The organism is Limnohabitans sp. TEGF005 (assembly GCF_055394835.1).
Genome location: NZ_AP029226.1, coordinates 2,153,860 through 2,170,402, shown reverse-complemented (window position 1 = coordinate 2,170,402; position 16,543 = coordinate 2,153,860). Strand labels below are relative to the sequence as shown.

The window sequence follows — 16,543 nt, the reverse complement described above, 5'->3', positions numbered from 1 at the left end:
TCTTTTTGACCGTTGAATTGTCTTTAATAACGCAAAGGTGTTTTATGGAAACCATCGCGCCCCTGTGGCTCTGGGCTTCTTTTGTGGCCATCGTGCTGGTATCGCTGTTTGTGGATTTTGTGGTGCTCAAAAAACAGGGCTCGCATGATATTGGCGTCAAAGAAGCGCTGAACTGGTCACTGATCTGGATCGCACTCAGCTTCTTGTTCAACGGTTTGTTCTGGTGGGCTATCAAGGACACCACGGGTTCGGTGGAGATCGCCAACACCAAATCTTTGGAGTTTCTCACCGGGTATCTGATTGAAAAATCATTGGCAGTGGACAACATTTTTGTCTTCTTGATGATTTTTACTTATTTCGCTGTGCCCACAAATTTCCAGAAGCGTGTGCTCATGATCGGCATCATTGGTGCCATCGTGCTGCGCACCCTCATGATTTTGGTGGGGGGCTGGTTGTTGTCAGAGTTCCACTGGGTGTTGTATGTGTTTGGCGCTTTCTTGATCCTCACGGGCGTCAAGATGTGGTGGGCAGCGGGCCAGGAGCCCGACCTAGAAGACAACCCAGCGCTGAAGTTGCTGCGCAAAGTTTTGCCTGTCAGCCAGAATTACGATGGTGAAAAATTCTGGACTTTTGAAAACGGCAAGAAGATCGCAACACCCCTGTTCATGGTCATTTGCTTGATCGCATTGACCGACGTGATCTTTGCCGTGGATTCGATACCGGCGATTTTTGCCATCACCTCGGACCCTTTCATCGTCTTGACCAGCAACGTGTTCGCTATCCTGGGTTTGCGTGCCATGTACTTTTTGTTGGCGGCTGTGGCCAACAAGTTCCACCTGCTCAACTACGGTCTGGCCGTGATCCTGGTGTTTATCGGCACCAAGATGTGCTTGATTGACGTGTTCAAGATTCCAGTGGGCATTTCCTTGGGTGTGGTGGTGGGCATCTTGGCCGCGACCATGCTGCTGAGCGTGCGCTCTGCCAAGTCCTGAAGCGCAGCGTGTCTCCAAAAGCCCCCGTGTCATTCGTACCGGGGGCTTTTTTCTTTTCAGTCGGCTGAGTTTGTGGCTTGCAAAAGCTGCTGAACCAGCGGGTGTTGCACTTTCTTTTCGGTGCCGATGGCGAAGAAGTTTTCTTTCACGCCTTCGCACGGTCCCAGCCGTTGCACGTCGTAGTGCGCCAATAACTCGTCGTGTACCCATTCGGCGGCTGGGAACACACCCATGCCACTTTCACCAAAGGTTTTGAGCAAGGCGCTGTCTTCGAACTCACCCACGATGCGAGGTGTGATGGCATGTTGCTCGAACCAGTGGTCCAGTCGGGTGCGCACCGCGGTGTGGCCAGTGGGCAGCAGCACAGGCACTTCGGCGAGGCTGGCTGGAAAATTGATTTTGGCCGACTTGACCAGCGCTGCGCTGCCATACCACGACACGGCTGACGAGCCCAGTGCATGGTTGTACAGCTTGATGTTGGCATTGCTCGGAGCGGGGCGGTCTGACAAGACCACGTCCAGGCGGTGCAGGGCCAAGTCACCCAACAGCCTGTCAAATTCTCCTTCGTGGCATATCAATCGTAAATTAGGTTCGCCCATCACGGCTTGCATCAGGCGGCGCACCACCAGCTTGGGCAGGCCGTCAGAGATGCCTGCCGCCAAACGCACGGTGGGTGAGCTGACGGCGTCTCGGACCTTGGATGGCAGGTCTTCACCCAACTGAAAAATTTGATCGGCTTGCTGCATGGCCGCCAGTCCCGCATCGGTCAGCACCAGTCCGCGCCCTGAGGGTTTGAGCAAGGCGTAACCCAACGAGCGCTCCAGTTCACGCACTTGGGCGCTGACGGTTTGCACGGCCATGTCGAGTTTGTCTGCAGCCCGGGTGATGCCGCCTTCCTTGGCAACAACCCAAAAATAATACAAATGCTTGTAGTTAAAGGTGGTGCGCATGATGAGGTTTTTCGGGATTATGAGTCAGCAATTATCTGCTTTTTCATTGCTATTTGGAGCGGTAAAATTCCAGCACCAATGACTCGAAAAATCACTGCTGAAAAATCTGCAACGGCTTTAAACCAATGCTTCGTTTGTCCAAATTCAAAGGCGTCATCATGAAATGTCCCACCTGCACTGACACCCCTCTCGTCATGGCCGAGCGCCAGGGTGTCGAGATCGACTATTGCCCAGCCTGCCGAGGCATTTGGCTGGACCGTGGCGAGCTGGACAAATTGCTCGAGCGCGCTGTCGCGGTGACACCGGTACAAGTTGCGCCGATGCATCAGGCCGGCCAAAGCGCCCCAACGCCGCCTCATCAGCCAGCTTATGGGGATCAGCGCTTTGGCTACGGAGACAGAGACGGGTACAAGCGCAAGAAGTCATGGTTGCACGAGATCTTTGACTGATGCTTGGAGATTGAAATGAGCAACTTCACCGATCCCGCCATTTTGTTCTTTGTGTTCGGCATTTTGGCCGGTTCTTTGAAGTCAAATCTGGAAATTCCCCCACCCATTTCCCGTTTCTTGTCTCTGTATTTGCTCATGGCCTTGGGCCTGAAGGGTGGGTTTGCTTTGGCTCAGTCGGGGCTGACCCCTGGCGTCCTTGTGGACTTAGGGGCTGCACTGGCTATGGCATTTTCTGTGCCGCTGATCGGTTACGTGGTGTTGCGCCGTTTCTTGTCAGGCTTTGATGCGGCGGCCGTTGCTGCCACTTACGGATCGGTCAGTGCCGTCACTTTCATCACGGCCTCGCAGTATTTGGACAACCACGGTGTGGCATTTGGTGGCCACATGGCGGCTGCCATGGCCCTGATGGAGTCGCCAGCAATCGTGTTCGCGGTGGTCATGGCCAACCATGTGCGTCGCCGCATGAACAGCCGTGCTGGCCCCGACTTGGCTGAGCGTGGCGAGAAGCCGCTGCTCGGCAGCAACCCGCCACTGGGGAAAATATTGCACGAAGCGCTGACGGACGGTGCACAACTGCTTTTGCTTGGCGCCATGCTGATTGGTTTGATGACGGGCGAAGCGGGTCAGTCGGCCATGAAGCCGTTTTCTGTGGACCTGTTCAAAGGCATGCTCGCCTTCTTCTTGCTTGATATGGGCTTGCTGGCGGCGCGCAACATGGGGCAGCTCAAAGGGCAATCGCCCTGGCTCGTGGTGTATGCCGTGCTGGGCCCCCTGGTTCATGCCGGCTTGGCATTGTTGTTGGCATGGACGTTGGGCATGTCGGCGGGTAACGGTGCCTTGTTGATGGTGTTGTCGGCCAGTGCGTCTTACATTGCGGTGCCCGCGGTCATCCGCCATGCCATTCCAGAGGCCAGCCCCTCGCTGTACTTTGGCATGTCCTTGGGGCTTACTTTTCCGTTCAATATTTTGTTGGGTATCCCGCTCTATCTGCTGGCCGCACAACAGGTATTGGCGTGAGGTTTTGAGTGCCCCACTTTTAAGTGCGGTGCCGCACTGTTTATTTGAATTGCACAGCTTATAAATTCACAACTGGCAGAGGCCGCTTGGTGCGGTGTTCTGCATCTTGGGCATCTGTCTTGGGTGCCGTGAATGGAGCGTTGGCTGTGAAAAAATTCTGGGCAGGTGTACTTTGCGGGCTCATGGGCACCTGTCATGCCTATGACGGGTTGAGCAGCGAACTGGCCCACGCCGCAGGCGGGGGCTTGTTGGCGGGAGCTGTCACACGGTTTTACAGCGATTCAGAGGACCGCGCATGGATCGGTTTTGCCGTCAGCAGCGCGGGCATCGTGCTTTCAGAGAGCTACCAAATATCGAAGGGTGCCAAGCGCTCGAGTGCCTATTTGGACATGGCCTCGCACATCGCGGGGGCGGCTTTGGGCGCGTGGTGGATGGACCGGTACGGGCTCATGCCCGTCATTGGCCGCCAGTCTGTGGGCTTGGTGGTGTGGCGTCAGTTTTGAGTGGCGTTGGCGTTGGTGCTTCAAACCGCTTTGACCCGCACGCCGCCAATCACCCCCGCCACCAGCAGCGCAATGCCGGTCAGCGTGAGTGGTTCGGGCCATTGGCCACGCAGCCAAAAGGCGTAAGCCAGCGCCGCCAAGGTTTCGAACACGATCAGTTGCCCGGCCAGCGCGGTGGGCAGGCGTTGGCTGGCCGCATTCCAGCACAGCGTGCCCAGCCAAGAAGCGAACAGGCCAATGGCCATCATGAGGCCGATGAATTCGAATGGGCGTGGCCCCAGCGGCATGGGCAGTGGGTCGTGGGTGACGCTCGTCCACAGCCAAAAAGCGGCATAACCCAGCAGGGCGAGCGGCAAGGTGGCCAGGCCTTGCGCTGTGGCCCAGACGCGGGGGTTGCGGTCGGGGTGGCCGCGCAGCCAGTCGGCGTTTTTCAGGGGGTACCAAGTCCAGCAAACCACCGCGCCCACGGCCAGCACGGCACCCGTGATGTAGCGCGTTGTGTCGCCCGCCGGGTTTTGCACGAGGGCCGTCCATTCCACATGGTTGACACAGGCAATGCCCAGCAGGATCAGCGCCAGCGGGGGGGCGAGTTTCAGCCAAGGAAACCGCCCGTCACGCTGGTGGTTGAGCACGTTGGCCGAGATGGCGATCACCACGGGCAAAGTGCCGATGATCATGGTGGGCAGCGCGCCACCGGCACGCTGAATGGCGCTGGCCAGGAACAGGTAATAAAGCACATTGCCAATAGCGGCCAGCTTGAGTGCGGCGAGCCAGTCGGTGCGGCTGAGACGTCGGATGTCAGCGCGGTCCACAAATGCCAGCGGCAGCGCGATGAGGCCAAAGGCCAAATAGCGGCCGAAGGTGTGCAGCGCGGCGGGGTACTCGGGCAGCATCAAGGGACCTACAAACACCAGACCCCACATGAGCCCGGCCGCCAGCGAAAACAGGAGGCCGCCAAGCAAGGCAGGGGCGTTTGGGTTCATGGGGTTTCAGGCGTCGGTGATTCAGGCGCGCCAGGCGGGTAATTGCCAGTTGCGCCAAAGCGCCAAGGCGCGCAAGCCCACGGTCACGACGAGACAGCCCAGCAGCGCCAACCAGCCGGGTGCATCGAGGGTCCACAGGCCCACATAGGTCCAGCCCCCTGCAAAGGCGCACACCGCATAGGGCCGATGGTCCTTGAAGGCGGTGGGGATTTCATTGCACACCATGTCGCGCAGTACGCCACCAAACACCCCGGTGATCAGGCCCATCAGCACCGCAACCACGCCGGGCATGAGCGCTTGCAGCGCGTGGTGTACACCCGTTGCGGTGAACAGGCCCAGGCCCAGCGCGTCGGGCCAGAGAATGGCTTTTTCTGTGACCTCAAAATGCCGTTGGCGCATGAACAACATGGCCATCACGCACAGGGCCAGCACGCCCCAGAGCATCTCGGTGTGTTGAACCCAAAAGAAGGGGCGTTGGTCGAGCAGCAAATCACGCAGCGTGCCGCCACCAAACGCAGTCAAAAATGCCACCACACACACGCCGACCGCATCGAGCCGCTTGCGCGCCGCTTCCATCAGGCCAGAAAGGGCAAAGGCTGCGGTCGCCGACAACTCGACCAGCAAGCGCAGGGTGTCACCCCAGGATTGAATTCCGTACATGGCTGGGATTATCGGGCTTGTTAATAACCTCGATCAGACTCACCGCCATGTGAATCCACGCACTTTCAAACTCCGCAACTTTAAAACAGCAAAGGATCATGAAATCGGTATTGGCGACCACGCTCGTTGACCGTGGCCAAATAATCCAGTGCGGGCTTGTCGCCAATGCCCTCTTTGCGTAATGCCGCATAAAGTTGGTAGAACTCGCCATTCAGGTCACCCGCAAAAATACCAGGGTCGTCCGAACCCAAAGACACCATGATTTCCGGATCACCCGACACCGCATGACCGGGCACCCGCATCCACCGCAAAGCGTGGTGTTCCTGAAAATTCTGGTAGTGGCTGATTCGCACATTGCTTGAGGGCAAGGTCTCAATCACCACCTTGCGGTAGCTCACCTCGGCCATAAGCACTTGTTGCAGGCGCAGCAGTGTCGGCGCATCAAAAAAGGCTGCTGGCACTTCGTGCATGGCCTCGCTGCGCTTCCAAAGACCAGGGTCACTTTGCCAGGTCCACAGCAAATCAAGGTCTTCCTGGCTGTGGCTTTTGGCCTCGTGAACCAATTTGGCTTCTGAACGCCAAAGATCGTTCATGGTTGCAGCTTGCCAGCTCCAGCGGTTGTTTTGCGAAGCCCTGACAAAGTGAGGGTTTAGGTGACGCAGCGCCATGGCACGCTCTAGCGCCGCACAGCTCACATCGCGCCCAAAAATAAAGCTGGCTGACTGTGCCAACGCGCATTCAACCCGGTTCACTTCTTTGCTTGCATCGGGCAAACGCCGCAGCAAACGCCAGGCGCCCAGCAAGTCCAGCATCCATTCGCCCTTGCTCAATAGCAACTCACCCGGCATGCGGCCCAGCCAGAGTTGTGGCGATATGCCCATGGCGGTGCCGTGCCCGATGCGGTTGCCATCGCGCAAATCAAGCAACTCCAGTGCATCCAGCATGTGCCGCAAGCCCGTTAGCAGGTGCGGAAAATCTTCGCCTGCGTGATAGGTACGGTGCGTCAAACCCGCTTGACGGCACATGCGAAAGCAACTTGCAAATACCTCTGGTGGCGCATGCAGTTCGTTTGCGGCTGCGTCTATGCCTCGTACCCATTGGCTTAGGCGAGGGTATGCCTTCAGAGTGCGCAGCAAAGCGGCAGCTCTCAACTCCACATCTTTGCGGAGTGCGAAAAACCGATAAGGCCCTGCTTTTTTTGCCGGTTCTGCGCTCCAGGGTTTTTTGACAAAGTGCGCCGCCAGTGCCAAGCGGTGACGGGCACGGTTATCGCGAACTTCATTTCCGAAATGCTCGTCCAGCTTTTCGAGCAACTTGCTCATCGTGTGGGGTGTTTTGCGTCGGTCTTCGCCCAGTTTTGGCTCAGGACCAAGGTATTGCCAATAACCGCCCAAAATGGACTGAAACAATTCGGTGTTTTTGATCAGACTGTCTTTGGGCGCAAAACGTCCTTCCAAATAGCCCGTTCGGCTGCGATGGGCTTGTTGGCCATGCATGACCTGAAAGCGGTGCAGAAAATTTTCCTCTGTCGGATCACGCAGCTTTGTGTAAGTGATTTTCTGAAATTGGTCAAAACCAAACTGCTCTTCGCTTTGCACCAATAACCGGTAATACTGGTTTTGCAACACCAAGTAGCACAGCAACATTCTGTCCAAAACCCCACTGGGCTTGCTTTGGAGGTGGGCCAGCAATGCGCTGATCCAGGCCACTTCATCTTGGCTGTTGCTGCTTGGAGAGAGCGCCCATTGCAGATGGAGCAAGTCGGACGCATCGAACTTAGACCCTGAAGCCAATGCGTCAAAACTCCTTGGCAATGGCTGGTCTGGGGCTATTCGGCCATTGGCCGCCAGCACCAACCATTGCCGCAATTTGGCGGCTATCCGCAACTGTTGTTCGAACACACTGGGGCTGAAATCTGGGTTGATGGCACGGATGAGCTCTTGCACCCTGAGCGTTTCTGCATCGGTCGTTTTGGCCCAAACCCTGGTGAAGTCTTTGGCTTCTGCCTTGGGCGCCCGCAAGGCCCTAAGCCAACAAGCCTCTGCATGGGTGCTTCCACTCAGGTGTAAATGTGTTTCATGGAGACCCTCGCGATCAATGTAGTCTTCCACCATGGCATCGTGCGGGCTGAGCAAAGGCGATGCCCAAAGCCCCCGGTTGGGCGTGTCGCGCAGCGACGGGCTTGCCGATTGAATACCCCGTATGCCGGCCTTAGTGACCGCCCCGTAGGCCGAGCCCACTGCGTCAAACTGTGCTGCCGCTTGCACGGGCACCCCGGATATGCGGCTCAACACACTTTGCTGCCAAGCGCCAAACTTGTTCAGCTTCACCACCATCGTGCCATGCTTGGGTTCCAAGAACTCTTGAGCAATCACACGCAATGCCATAGCTGCCCAATGCGGTTCATCGCCCTTGTCCTTGATGGGCAAAGCGGCCCGGCCATCGCTGACAAATTTCTCCCAGGCGCTGCGAAAAACGTGGTCCGGGTACCGCGCCGCCCAGGGTTGATATGTGAGGTAAACGGCTTCTTGAAAGTCGCTGTCGCGTATGGGCTTAAGAAACGGCCTGCCCATGATGAGATTCAGCACCCTGTAGCTGGATAGCAGCGAGGTGGCAAGTGTGCTGCACGCCGCGCACCCCAATTCTTCTAATTGGGGTGTCATGGGGCTTCTGTGGGTTCGTTTGGTCCCGACTCTGGATTGGTACGATTCCTTCCAATGATTTCAGCCATGGTTAAGAAATCAGGTGATTTTGCGAGTTTGGGTGCGGGCCATTTTTGGCCAGCTATATAAGACTTTTCGATGTGATTCCAGGCATTGATGTTGCAGAGATATTCTAGACTGGCTCCATACCCTGATAATTTTTCAATCATTACTTGGTAAATACTATTTGAGCTTACTGCTGCTTTACTCACCTTCTTCGTTTGGCTATTTTTGTCTTTCGAAAGTAAACCCAATACCAATGGGCAACTGGCAATCAAAAAGGTCAGGGGCAGCTCATTTTCATTAAACGTTGAATTGCTGAATTTGTTTGCAAATTCTTTGGGCGAGCTCACGGGGTTCTCCCTCTTCATTTGACCGTCAGCAGTTACCTGGGAAAGGTTGCCATTGGGCTCAGTCGTAATACTTCTCAGATCAAGTAAGTGGTGATCTAACTCTTCGACCAAAAAGGCATTGATCACGCACAGCGCAAATAACTCCATCAAGCTGGCCGCCCCCAGCTTATTACCCTCATCAGCGACTTTCTCAAGGCTGAAATACAGACGAGTCCAGATCTTTCCAATCATTACAGCTGAAGGCTTTAGGTTTGCTCGCAATTTATAAGTAGCGTTGAGCCAGTTGGTAACCCTCTCAGTCATATTTTCAAGCTGCTCGCCAACATCTTCGCTCGGTGCAACTTCTTCTGATTCATCATCCACCGTACTCTCCTCCCTGCCTTGCCATCCTGGGCGCGAGATGGTGGGTGTTTGGTAGACCTTGGCTAATTCTTTACCAATATCAACGTTCAACTCTTCTAGACTTGGACTCGTAAGACTTAACAGACGGCCCATCAATCCCAAAATATTAAAGATGGATGCATATTCACCAACACCTGGACCAGATGCATCAATCAGGCTGAATGCAAATGCAGGAAATGAATTGTTTCTCGCACACACCTTGATCGCTGACCTGGCGGTTTGTCCCCCTGTTGCATGTTTTGGTTGGCGCTTATTAAGTCCAATGACACCACAATAAATTACTTTTTTCTTGGGGCTTGCGGCATAGGGGTCGGTAAGTAGGGTGCTGGTGTGCCAGGCCCAATTCAAGGCATCTTCCCTGCGTCCGGTCCCAATGTAATTTTTGAACTCGGTGCGCAATTCATCGACCTTGATTTGCCCACCTTTGATTGCCTTATTATTTTGACTTACTACCTGACCCCAAAGTGCCACGCTGCCTGGTCCCCCAAACAAGTACAAAAGCAAGTTGTTTGGGTTGTTTGCGCAAAATCTTGACACGTCAGTGGCCAACGAAGAAAAGCTGCTATTGAGTGCTGCATCTCTGGACTGGGGGCGCAGATAGGCACCGGTATCAAACTCTCCATCGCGCACTACCAGCTCAAATACGGCATCGACCAAGGCGGGCATTTCCAGCGCGCCAATCGCATCTACATCCACTCCATATTTATAAAAACTGCCCAGTGCCATGGACCTCAAGCCTTCGCTGAGCTTTTCTGAAAGCGATTCATCCCAGTCTTTTGATGCATCGCCGGCATAGTCCGTCTTGGATAAATGTTCTGCGCAGCGTGAGAGCACCTGCAATATTGAACGAATCGGCTGTTTGAGCAAATACGAACGATACAACTCAATGTCGTGCGTGCTTTTTACCCGCAAACCTCGGCGAATCAACTCATTGATGACGCTTTTGATGGATCGAGAATTCGACACACCATCATGTTTCCAGCTCAGTTGGATGCTTTGTTCTTGGCTACGCTCTGATGCATCAATCAAATTCCAGATCGGCCCCAATTGGATGCGCCTTCGAATAGGAAAGAGTTTGAGAAGGTATTGGTCTTCCAGGTGGTCGACCATTTTGGTGCGCTGCACGCGCCGCTCGCCGTCCATTGATGTGAGGTGCCTGCCCATGCTTTCGTAAAAGTGGTCACGTACTTGTTGCGAGTACAACTCCATATCGCCCGTGACCAAGATCACCAGTTGCGGTGTGTCCAGGTATTTGCGGATGCACTCCAGCACCTTCATCGCACTGGATGCGTTGGTGTCGGCATCGTCAAAGGCTAGCAGCAAAGCCTTGGCTTTCAAGATTCTGCAGGTGATGCTGATTAACTTGTGCAGGTTGTCACGCAGTGCCGCGCTATCGCCCACACGCTCCAGGCCCCAGTCCAAAAACAAGTCTGCATCCAAGTCTTTCAGTTGGTCATGGCCATTTTGAAAGAGACTAAGACCGCCTGCAATGGCTTTGAAACTCTTGCGAAATTCAGCATAGTCAGTTTCAGCTTGACGTGTAGAAAGCCCTTGTAGTTGATCGTCCACTTGCTGCCTTAACTCCTTGAGAACAAACAGCAAGATGTTTTCGGATTGTTCGATGCGGCTGGGATCAATGTAGGCAAGTTGCTTTAGCTCGCCACTCACAGCACCGGCTGCCGATTCGTACACGGTCTGCAAAAAGGTGGTTTTCCCCGCGCCCCGGGTGCCATCGATAAAGTAAACGAAGCCACTGCCCATGGGGTAGCCTGTGTTCTGTTTGTGTTCGATTTTTTTGGCCAGATCGCGCTTGATTTCGTCAGTTAATTTCGTGTAGCAAGCCTGCTGCACGAGGCCCCCCTGATCGACGTTGCTATTGACATCAGATTCATCCAGATTGATGGTGATGTCTTTGGTGGCTTTTTGATCTTCTGACATGGGGCTCCCCGCTAGTTGTTTGTGCTGGGGATATTACCTTTTTTGCAATAATTATAATTATTAAAAAATTTGAAATAAATTAAAAATATTATTTTTTGTTGTTTTTCATGATATTTCTATATTTAGTCACTTCGGCCGATGAATCCATGAACATTTCTCCTGTCTCAATATCTGTCATCTCCATCTGATTGGGCGTCCATGGCTTCGGCAGCGATGGATGCCCGGTCGAGCCGGGCACGACAGTGATTAATGCCAAGCATGACGTTGGCTACGCAAGACATGTCTCTGCGTTAATTCTCCAGCCAGACCTTCTGGTAGCGGCCTTGGGGGTCGTGGTCTTGTGTTTGTTTGACGGGGTTGAAGCGCCTGCCCACACGCGGGTCGGTGCCCCGGCCACTGACATACAGCCAGTTGCCTTGGTTGCTGCAGACGTCAAAGTCGACCAGCTGCGACTCGAACCAGGCCGCACCCGCACGCCAGTCGCAGGACAGGTCGTGCACCAGATAGCTGGCCACGATCTGGCGCATTCGGTTGGAGGTGAAGCCCGTGGCGGCCAGCTCGCGCATGCCCGCATCGACGATGGGCTCGCCCGTATTGCCGCTGCACCAGCGCTGAAAGTCTTTTGGAAAATGGGAGGGCGCGGGCAGCCGCGACAAGCCCCGTGCGGCATACAGCTGGCGGCCCTGTTGCCGGTGCAAAAACCGAAAGTTGTCGCGCCACAGCAGTTCAAACCACAGCCAATAGGTGCCATCGTTGGCACCGTGTTGTTGCTCGTAAGCTTGCAACGCTGTCCACACAGTGCGCGCCGATACCGCGCCCGTGGCCAGCCAGGGTGACCAGTGGCTGCTGGTGTGTCGTCCTTGCAAGGCATTGCGGGTTTGCTTGTAGCGGTCGGGCCAAGGGGGCGTGAGGTAGTTTTGCAGGTGCGCCAAGGCGCTGCTTTCGCCGCCCCGGCAATGGGCTTGGGTGTAGGGAAAGTTGGCGCGTTCGTGCGCGGCATCTTGAGTGTGTGCTTGCAGCAGCGTGGCGGCGTCTGCTGTCCAGCCGGGCAGGGTGGTCAAGGCTTCCGGCGGCGCGGGCAGCTGCACAGGGGCTGGCAACGGTGGCAAGGGCTGAAGGCCCGCAGCTTCGATGCGTTGGCGAAACACCGTGAACACTTGCGGCATTTCGGTCACATCAAAAGGCAGGGTCTCGGGCTCGAGCAGGCTGGATTGCCACACGGTGTGCACCGTGAGACCGGCATCACGCAAGGCCTGTACCTGGGCTTGTTCTTCGGGTGCGGCGATGTCTTCGCCAAACACGGTGTCGGCTGCAAAGTGGCGTGCGCAGGCGGGCAGCACGTCGGCCACGGCACCGTGCAATAAAACCAGCTGTTGGCCCAGGGCGTGCAACGAAGCTTGCAGCTCATGCAGCGTGTCAGCCACAAAGCGCCTGCGGTGTTGACCCATGCGGCGAAAGCCCCATGCGGTCGCGTCGTCTTGCGCGGGTTCGTGCACATAGACGAGCAGCAGGCGCTGGCTGTGCGCAATGGCGTGTGCCGCCGCGCGTTGTAGGGCGCGCTGGTCGTGCAGGCGCAAGTCGTTTCGAAACCAGAAAAGGGTGGTGCGCATGTTCAAAAGTCAAAGCCCAGCTGCGGGCTGGGTGAGGTGTTGTCGGTCACTGATTGCCGTGATGTGCTGCGAGCACCTGAGCGGGTCGTGCCTTTTGTTTTTGTGGTTTTCAAGCCGTTGATGCGGCGCGAGGCGTGCTTGTCGACGATGGCTTTTTTTCCGGCTTTGACATCGGGCTCGGCCCGACGCGCGTGCAGCGCCGCTTTGGATGTGCGGGTGGCTTCGGCCAGATCGACCAGGGGCTCGGGAATGTCTGCGTCCGGCCCTGTGCCCACGGTCAGGCCACAGTGGCGCAGCACTTCGGGTGGCATACGCCACGGTTCAAAAAGCCAGGTGTCGGGCACGCGCCGCATGTGCGGCAGCCAGCGGCGCACAAAAATACCTTTGGGATCGTGGTCTTGTGCTTGTTTGATGGGGTTGTAAACCCGTGTGGTGTTGATGCCCGTGGTGCCTGACTGCATTTGCAACTGGCTCCAATGGATGCCCGGTTCGTAGTCCAGGAACTGGGTGGCCAGCCATTGGCCTACTGGCCGCCAGTCGAGCCACAACGGGTATGCCGCCACCGACACCAGCATGGCCCGCATGCGAAAGTTGAGCCAACCCGTTTCGTGCAGCATGACCACGCAGGCGTCCACCATGGGCCAACCGGTGCGCGCTGAAGTCAGTGCCGCAAAGTGCTCGTCTCTCCAGCCGTCTTCGCGCAGGCCGTCGTAGCCGGGGTGCATGTTGCGCCACTCGATTTCGGGCTCACTCTCGAGCTTCTGGATGAAGTGGCAGTGCCAATACAAGCGGCTCATGAAACCCACCAGGCCTGCCCGGTGCCGACCCGCTTGCGGCGGCAGGGCATCCAGCATGGCGCGCGTGCTTTGCACCACTTCGCGCAGACTGATGCAACCCCAGGCCAGGTAGGCGGACAGGCGTGAACACGCATCGGGCGAAGACAGCGGCGACGAGATGCCGCCCCGGTAACCCAGCGCCCGTGCGTCCAAAAAACTGTGCAGGGTGCTCAGTGCCGCGCTGCGTCCACCACGCTGGCGCTGCGCAGGGTTGTGCTGCAGGCCGGGCGGTGGGGCCATCACTTCAGGGCCGCTATTTTCAGACGAATTAAAAAAGCGTAAATCCGGCAATACGGCTTGCGGTGCGGCCATGTGGGCTTCCCAACGGGCTTGCCAGGTGTTGCGACTTTTCAGGCGTCGTACGACGCCAAACTGAGCCATTTCGGTCCAGGCAACACCTTGGTTTCGGCACCATGCACCCACTTGCAAATCACGTTCGAAAGTGAAGGCGTTGCCGGTTTCCTCGTGCGCCACGAGCTCGGCAAATGGCGCTTGCGCGTGCAGCGTGGCCAGCACCTGCACGGCATTGCCAGCGCGCACTTGCAAACTGCCGCCCAGTGTGTGCAGCGCGTGCTGCAGTTCCTGCAGGGATTCGTGCACAAATTCGAAGTGTTGCAAAGCCGCATCCGGCTGCGCCCACAAATCGGGCTCGACAATGTAGAGGCACAGCACGGGCCCTTGGCGTGCGGCGTGCGCCAGGGCGGCGTGGTCTTGTAGGCGCAGGTCGCGTTTGAACCAGACGACGCGGTAAGTCATGGGCGGTCTTTCACGCTCAGGTCGACAGGTCCGAGACCGCCCGGTCCTTGGCCGTAACGCACGAGGTCGATCTCGAAGCAATCGAGCAGGGATTCAGGCCACGTTTCATGCAATTGAGCCCAAATTGCGGGGGCTTGCTGGCGCAGGTAGCGGCGCACAAAATTGGCGGCATGCCACGGGGCGGTGGAGCCACTCCAGACCGCGCTGTCCTGGATTTGCCAGACACCCTCTGTCTGGCGCAAAAACAAGATGCTGGGGTTGAGTGTTTTGAAGGTCACCTCAGCCAAGGCCCAATTGCCCTGCTGGCGCAATTGCAAAAGCTGGGCCTCTTTTGAATCGGGCAGGCTGTGTTGCTGGATGGCCTGTAGCACCGCGTTGGCGGTGGCCTGGGGCACATCGCTGTTGACCCCTCGGCAATCCGTGTGAAGTTGCCGCCAGTGTTCCGATGCCCAGCCTTTGGGGTCAAACACGCGGCCACTCACTTCCAACAAGGTGCCGTCGTCATGCGGGACCCAGTTGACATGGCTGTCAACGACCAACAGGCCCAAAACCACCAAAAGGGTGGCTGCGACATGGCGTTTCATCAGGCTGACTTCGCGGGTGACGATGTCGGTAACTTGCTGGGGGTGCCGATCACGCCTGCTCTTGCAGCGAGATGCCTTCGTGTGCGGCCACCATTTGCAGCGCTTCTTCAAACAAGGCCCGCGCCGAGGCGGCCATGGTGTTCAGGTGGGTGTGCAGTTCGGTGTCTTTGGGGCTCTGGTTCAGACAGTCGCGGCTGTACTCTTCGAACCGACCCAGTTGCCCGATGAGCTCGGCCACATGTTTCGGGCATTCACACAGCACTTGGCTGGGGATGTTGGCCACACGCTGAAGCACCGCGTCGGAAAACTGCCGTGGAGGGATCGCTTGCCCGGTATCACGCCATGACCGTGTGGGCGCCACCCACGCAGGGCGGGCGCTTTGGACGATGTCGGCCAATGCTGAATCGTCCAGTGTGTTGCGGTGTACTTGGCATGCGGCGCGGCTCAGTTGAGCGAGCGCGTGGGTCTGGCCATAGCCATACAGCACCACCGTGAGTCTGGCGTTGTGGTGTTGCGACAGAGTCAGAATCTGCTGCGCTGCCTGGTCATTCAAACTGTTGACCGACACCAGCAAGACATCCAAGCGCTCGTCCGATGGGCCAGCCAGTGGGCCGTTCAGGGCTTCATTCAGGTCGGCCCACACCCGCCTCATGTGCAGGGCGTGACCCTGGCGCGATGCTTGGAAGTCTGTCGATTGCAATCGTTCGGCCAGGCTTTTTCCCACCACGCCCCACGCGCCCTGACTTGGGCTGGCGGCTTCTTGGCTTTGCAAGGGGGCTCGCGCCATATCGGCACTGGTTTGCAGCAGTTGTTGCAGCTGGGCGTTGGTCAAACCTGCAATCAAGCTGATGGCGTGACCCTGGCGGGTCAGGGTTTTGAGAAGCGCTGCCTTGCGTAAATCATCGTCGTTGTACAGCCGGTGTTGCCCTTGCGTTGTGGCGGGCGAAAACGCGTTGTAACGCGTTTGCCAGACACGCAAGGTCGGCACCGGGATGCCGCTGAGCTTCGAGATCGCGCCGATGCGGTAAAACGCCGGACTTTGCAAGTGCTGGGTGTTCATGTCTTTGTCTATGTATTGAATAGGTATTTTATGCCATAAAGATATTTATTTGGGGTAAAAACAGGTAATGCATGGTTTTTGTTTGTTTAAACAATACAATAACCACTCAAACTAGGAGCGAACCATGATCTTGAAGAAAACAGCCAAAGCCGTCGATATCGCGGTTTTTATTACTTCTCGTTCAGTCGTGGAACCCGTGACAACGGAAGAAATTGCCTCGGGTTTAGGGCTATCGTCCTCGTACACCGAGTCGATCCTGAAAGAGCTGCGCGAGGCCGGTCTGATCCGCGCGCACCGTGGTCCGGGCGGCGGTTACCAGATTCGTGGCAATCCGGAAGACATCACTTTGTGGGACGTGGTGAAGCACTTCGAAGTGGTGCACAGCTTTGACGAGGTGTACCCGGATGACGCACACCCGATGAAGTCGCTGGAGTCCGAGATTCAGCGGCATCTCCAGGAAGCCCTTTCGGAGCAGACCCTTGACGATGTGGCGGTGCCCTTGGTCCCCCGTGATGCGCGTGTCACATCCATGCTCGGTCAATTCCGACTGAAGCCCATGCCAGCGCCTTTCATCCCGAGAGCGCCCAACTCGGTATTCCAGTTGAGCATGATGCTCTGAACTTGGCCGGAGGGTCTGTACCCTCCGATGGGCATGGCATGCACCGATCGGTGAATGTTCAAAGGCCTGCGTGAGGCCTAGCATGGTGGTGTGAACATTCACCGCCACTCCCGCTCTGTTGATGTCCCG

General features: G+C 56.7%; 15 protein-coding genes. 5 read left to right on the top strand and 10 right to left on the bottom strand.

The genetic code is table 11. The annotated features are described in order from the left end of the window. Window positions 1-44: 44 nt before the first annotated feature. The gene (locus ACZ5RG_RS10485) at window positions 45-992 is read left to right on the top strand and encodes a TerC family protein (protein WP_298597917.1); all 948 of its coding nucleotides are present in this window, start codon (window positions 45-47) and stop codon (window positions 990-992) included. 56 nt (window positions 993-1,048) lie between these two features. On the opposite strand, the gene ACZ5RG_RS10480 is transcribed toward ACZ5RG_RS10485, so the two are convergent. Together ACZ5RG_RS10480 and ACZ5RG_RS10475 are read right to left on the bottom strand one after the other, a co-directional pair. Further along, window positions 1,049-1,942 (bottom strand): LysR family transcriptional regulator, encoded by an 894-nt coding sequence (locus ACZ5RG_RS10480; protein ID WP_464446998.1) that lies wholly within the window; start codon window positions 1,940-1,942, stop codon window positions 1,049-1,051. Between the two features lie 17 nt (window positions 1,943-1,959). Then, window positions 1,960-2,268, bottom strand: a complete 309-nt coding sequence (locus ACZ5RG_RS10475; RefSeq protein WP_464448224.1) for a hypothetical protein — start codon at window positions 2,266-2,268, stop codon at window positions 1,960-1,962. Between ACZ5RG_RS10475 and ACZ5RG_RS10470 the strand changes: the two genes are divergently transcribed. From ACZ5RG_RS10470 to ACZ5RG_RS10460, 3 genes are all read left to right on the top strand, one after another. Then, entirely contained in the window at window positions 2,161-2,391 is a 231-nt protein-coding gene (locus tag ACZ5RG_RS10470) for a TFIIB-type zinc ribbon-containing protein (RefSeq protein WP_464448202.1), read from the top strand. The genes ACZ5RG_RS10475 and ACZ5RG_RS10470 overlap by 108 nt on opposite strands. A gap of 15 nt (window positions 2,392-2,406) precedes the next feature. Then, complete coding sequence (locus ACZ5RG_RS10465; RefSeq protein ID WP_464446997.1) at window positions 2,407-3,408, top strand: sodium-dependent bicarbonate transport family permease; 1,002 nt, start codon at window positions 2,407-2,409, stop codon at window positions 3,406-3,408. Between the two features lie 182 nt (window positions 3,409-3,590). Further along, window positions 3,591-3,911, top strand: coding sequence for a hypothetical protein (locus ACZ5RG_RS10460; protein WP_298597930.1), 321 nt, complete (start codon window positions 3,591-3,593; stop codon window positions 3,909-3,911). 20 nt (window positions 3,912-3,931) lie between these two features. On the opposite strand, the gene ACZ5RG_RS10455 is transcribed toward ACZ5RG_RS10460, so the two are convergent. From ACZ5RG_RS10455 to ACZ5RG_RS10420, 8 genes are all read right to left on the bottom strand, one after another. Beyond that, complete coding sequence (locus ACZ5RG_RS10455) at window positions 3,932-4,894, bottom strand: DMT family transporter (protein WP_409418245.1); 963 nt, start codon at window positions 4,892-4,894, stop codon at window positions 3,932-3,934. A gap of 21 nt (window positions 4,895-4,915) precedes the next feature. Further along, window positions 4,916-5,554 carry a trimeric intracellular cation channel family protein gene (locus ACZ5RG_RS10450; protein ID WP_298597933.1) on the bottom strand — a complete coding sequence of 213 codons (639 nt, stop codon included), beginning with the start codon at window positions 5,552-5,554 and terminating at the stop codon, window positions 4,916-4,918. An 80-nt stretch (window positions 5,555-5,634) separates the two neighbouring features. Beyond that, window positions 5,635-8,217, bottom strand: coding sequence for a hypothetical protein (locus tag ACZ5RG_RS10445; protein WP_464446996.1), 2,583 nt, complete (start codon window positions 8,215-8,217; stop codon window positions 5,635-5,637). Next, window positions 8,214-10,949, bottom strand: coding sequence for a hypothetical protein (locus ACZ5RG_RS10440; protein ID WP_464446995.1), 2,736 nt, complete (start codon window positions 10,947-10,949; stop codon window positions 8,214-8,216). Before ACZ5RG_RS10440 ends, ACZ5RG_RS10445 begins: the two co-directional genes overlap by 4 nt. Before the next feature lie 290 nt (window positions 10,950-11,239). Further along, window positions 11,240-12,559 (bottom strand): DASH family cryptochrome, encoded by a 1,320-nt coding sequence (locus tag ACZ5RG_RS10435; RefSeq protein WP_464446994.1) that lies wholly within the window; start codon window positions 12,557-12,559, stop codon window positions 11,240-11,242. Between the two features lie 2 nt (window positions 12,560-12,561). Next, the gene (locus tag ACZ5RG_RS10430) at window positions 12,562-14,151 is read right to left on the bottom strand and encodes an FAD-binding domain-containing protein (RefSeq protein ID WP_464446993.1); all 1,590 of its coding nucleotides are present in this window, start codon (window positions 14,149-14,151) and stop codon (window positions 12,562-12,564) included. Then, window positions 14,148-14,735: a hypothetical protein gene (locus ACZ5RG_RS10425; RefSeq protein ID WP_315237153.1), complete on the bottom strand. Its 588-nt coding sequence runs from the start codon at window positions 14,733-14,735 to the stop codon at window positions 14,148-14,150. Before ACZ5RG_RS10425 ends, ACZ5RG_RS10430 begins: the two co-directional genes overlap by 4 nt. A 49-nt stretch (window positions 14,736-14,784) precedes the next feature. Continuing rightward, window positions 14,785-15,795, bottom strand: a complete 1,011-nt coding sequence (locus ACZ5RG_RS10420; protein ID WP_464446992.1) for a MerR family transcriptional regulator — start codon at window positions 15,793-15,795, stop codon at window positions 14,785-14,787. A gap of 124 nt (window positions 15,796-15,919) precedes the next feature. Between ACZ5RG_RS10420 and ACZ5RG_RS10415 the strand changes: the two genes are divergently transcribed. After that, complete coding sequence (locus ACZ5RG_RS10415) at window positions 15,920-16,414, top strand: RrF2 family transcriptional regulator (protein ID WP_298597947.1); 495 nt, start codon at window positions 15,920-15,922, stop codon at window positions 16,412-16,414. The last annotated feature ends 129 nt before the right edge of the window (window positions 16,415-16,543 follow it).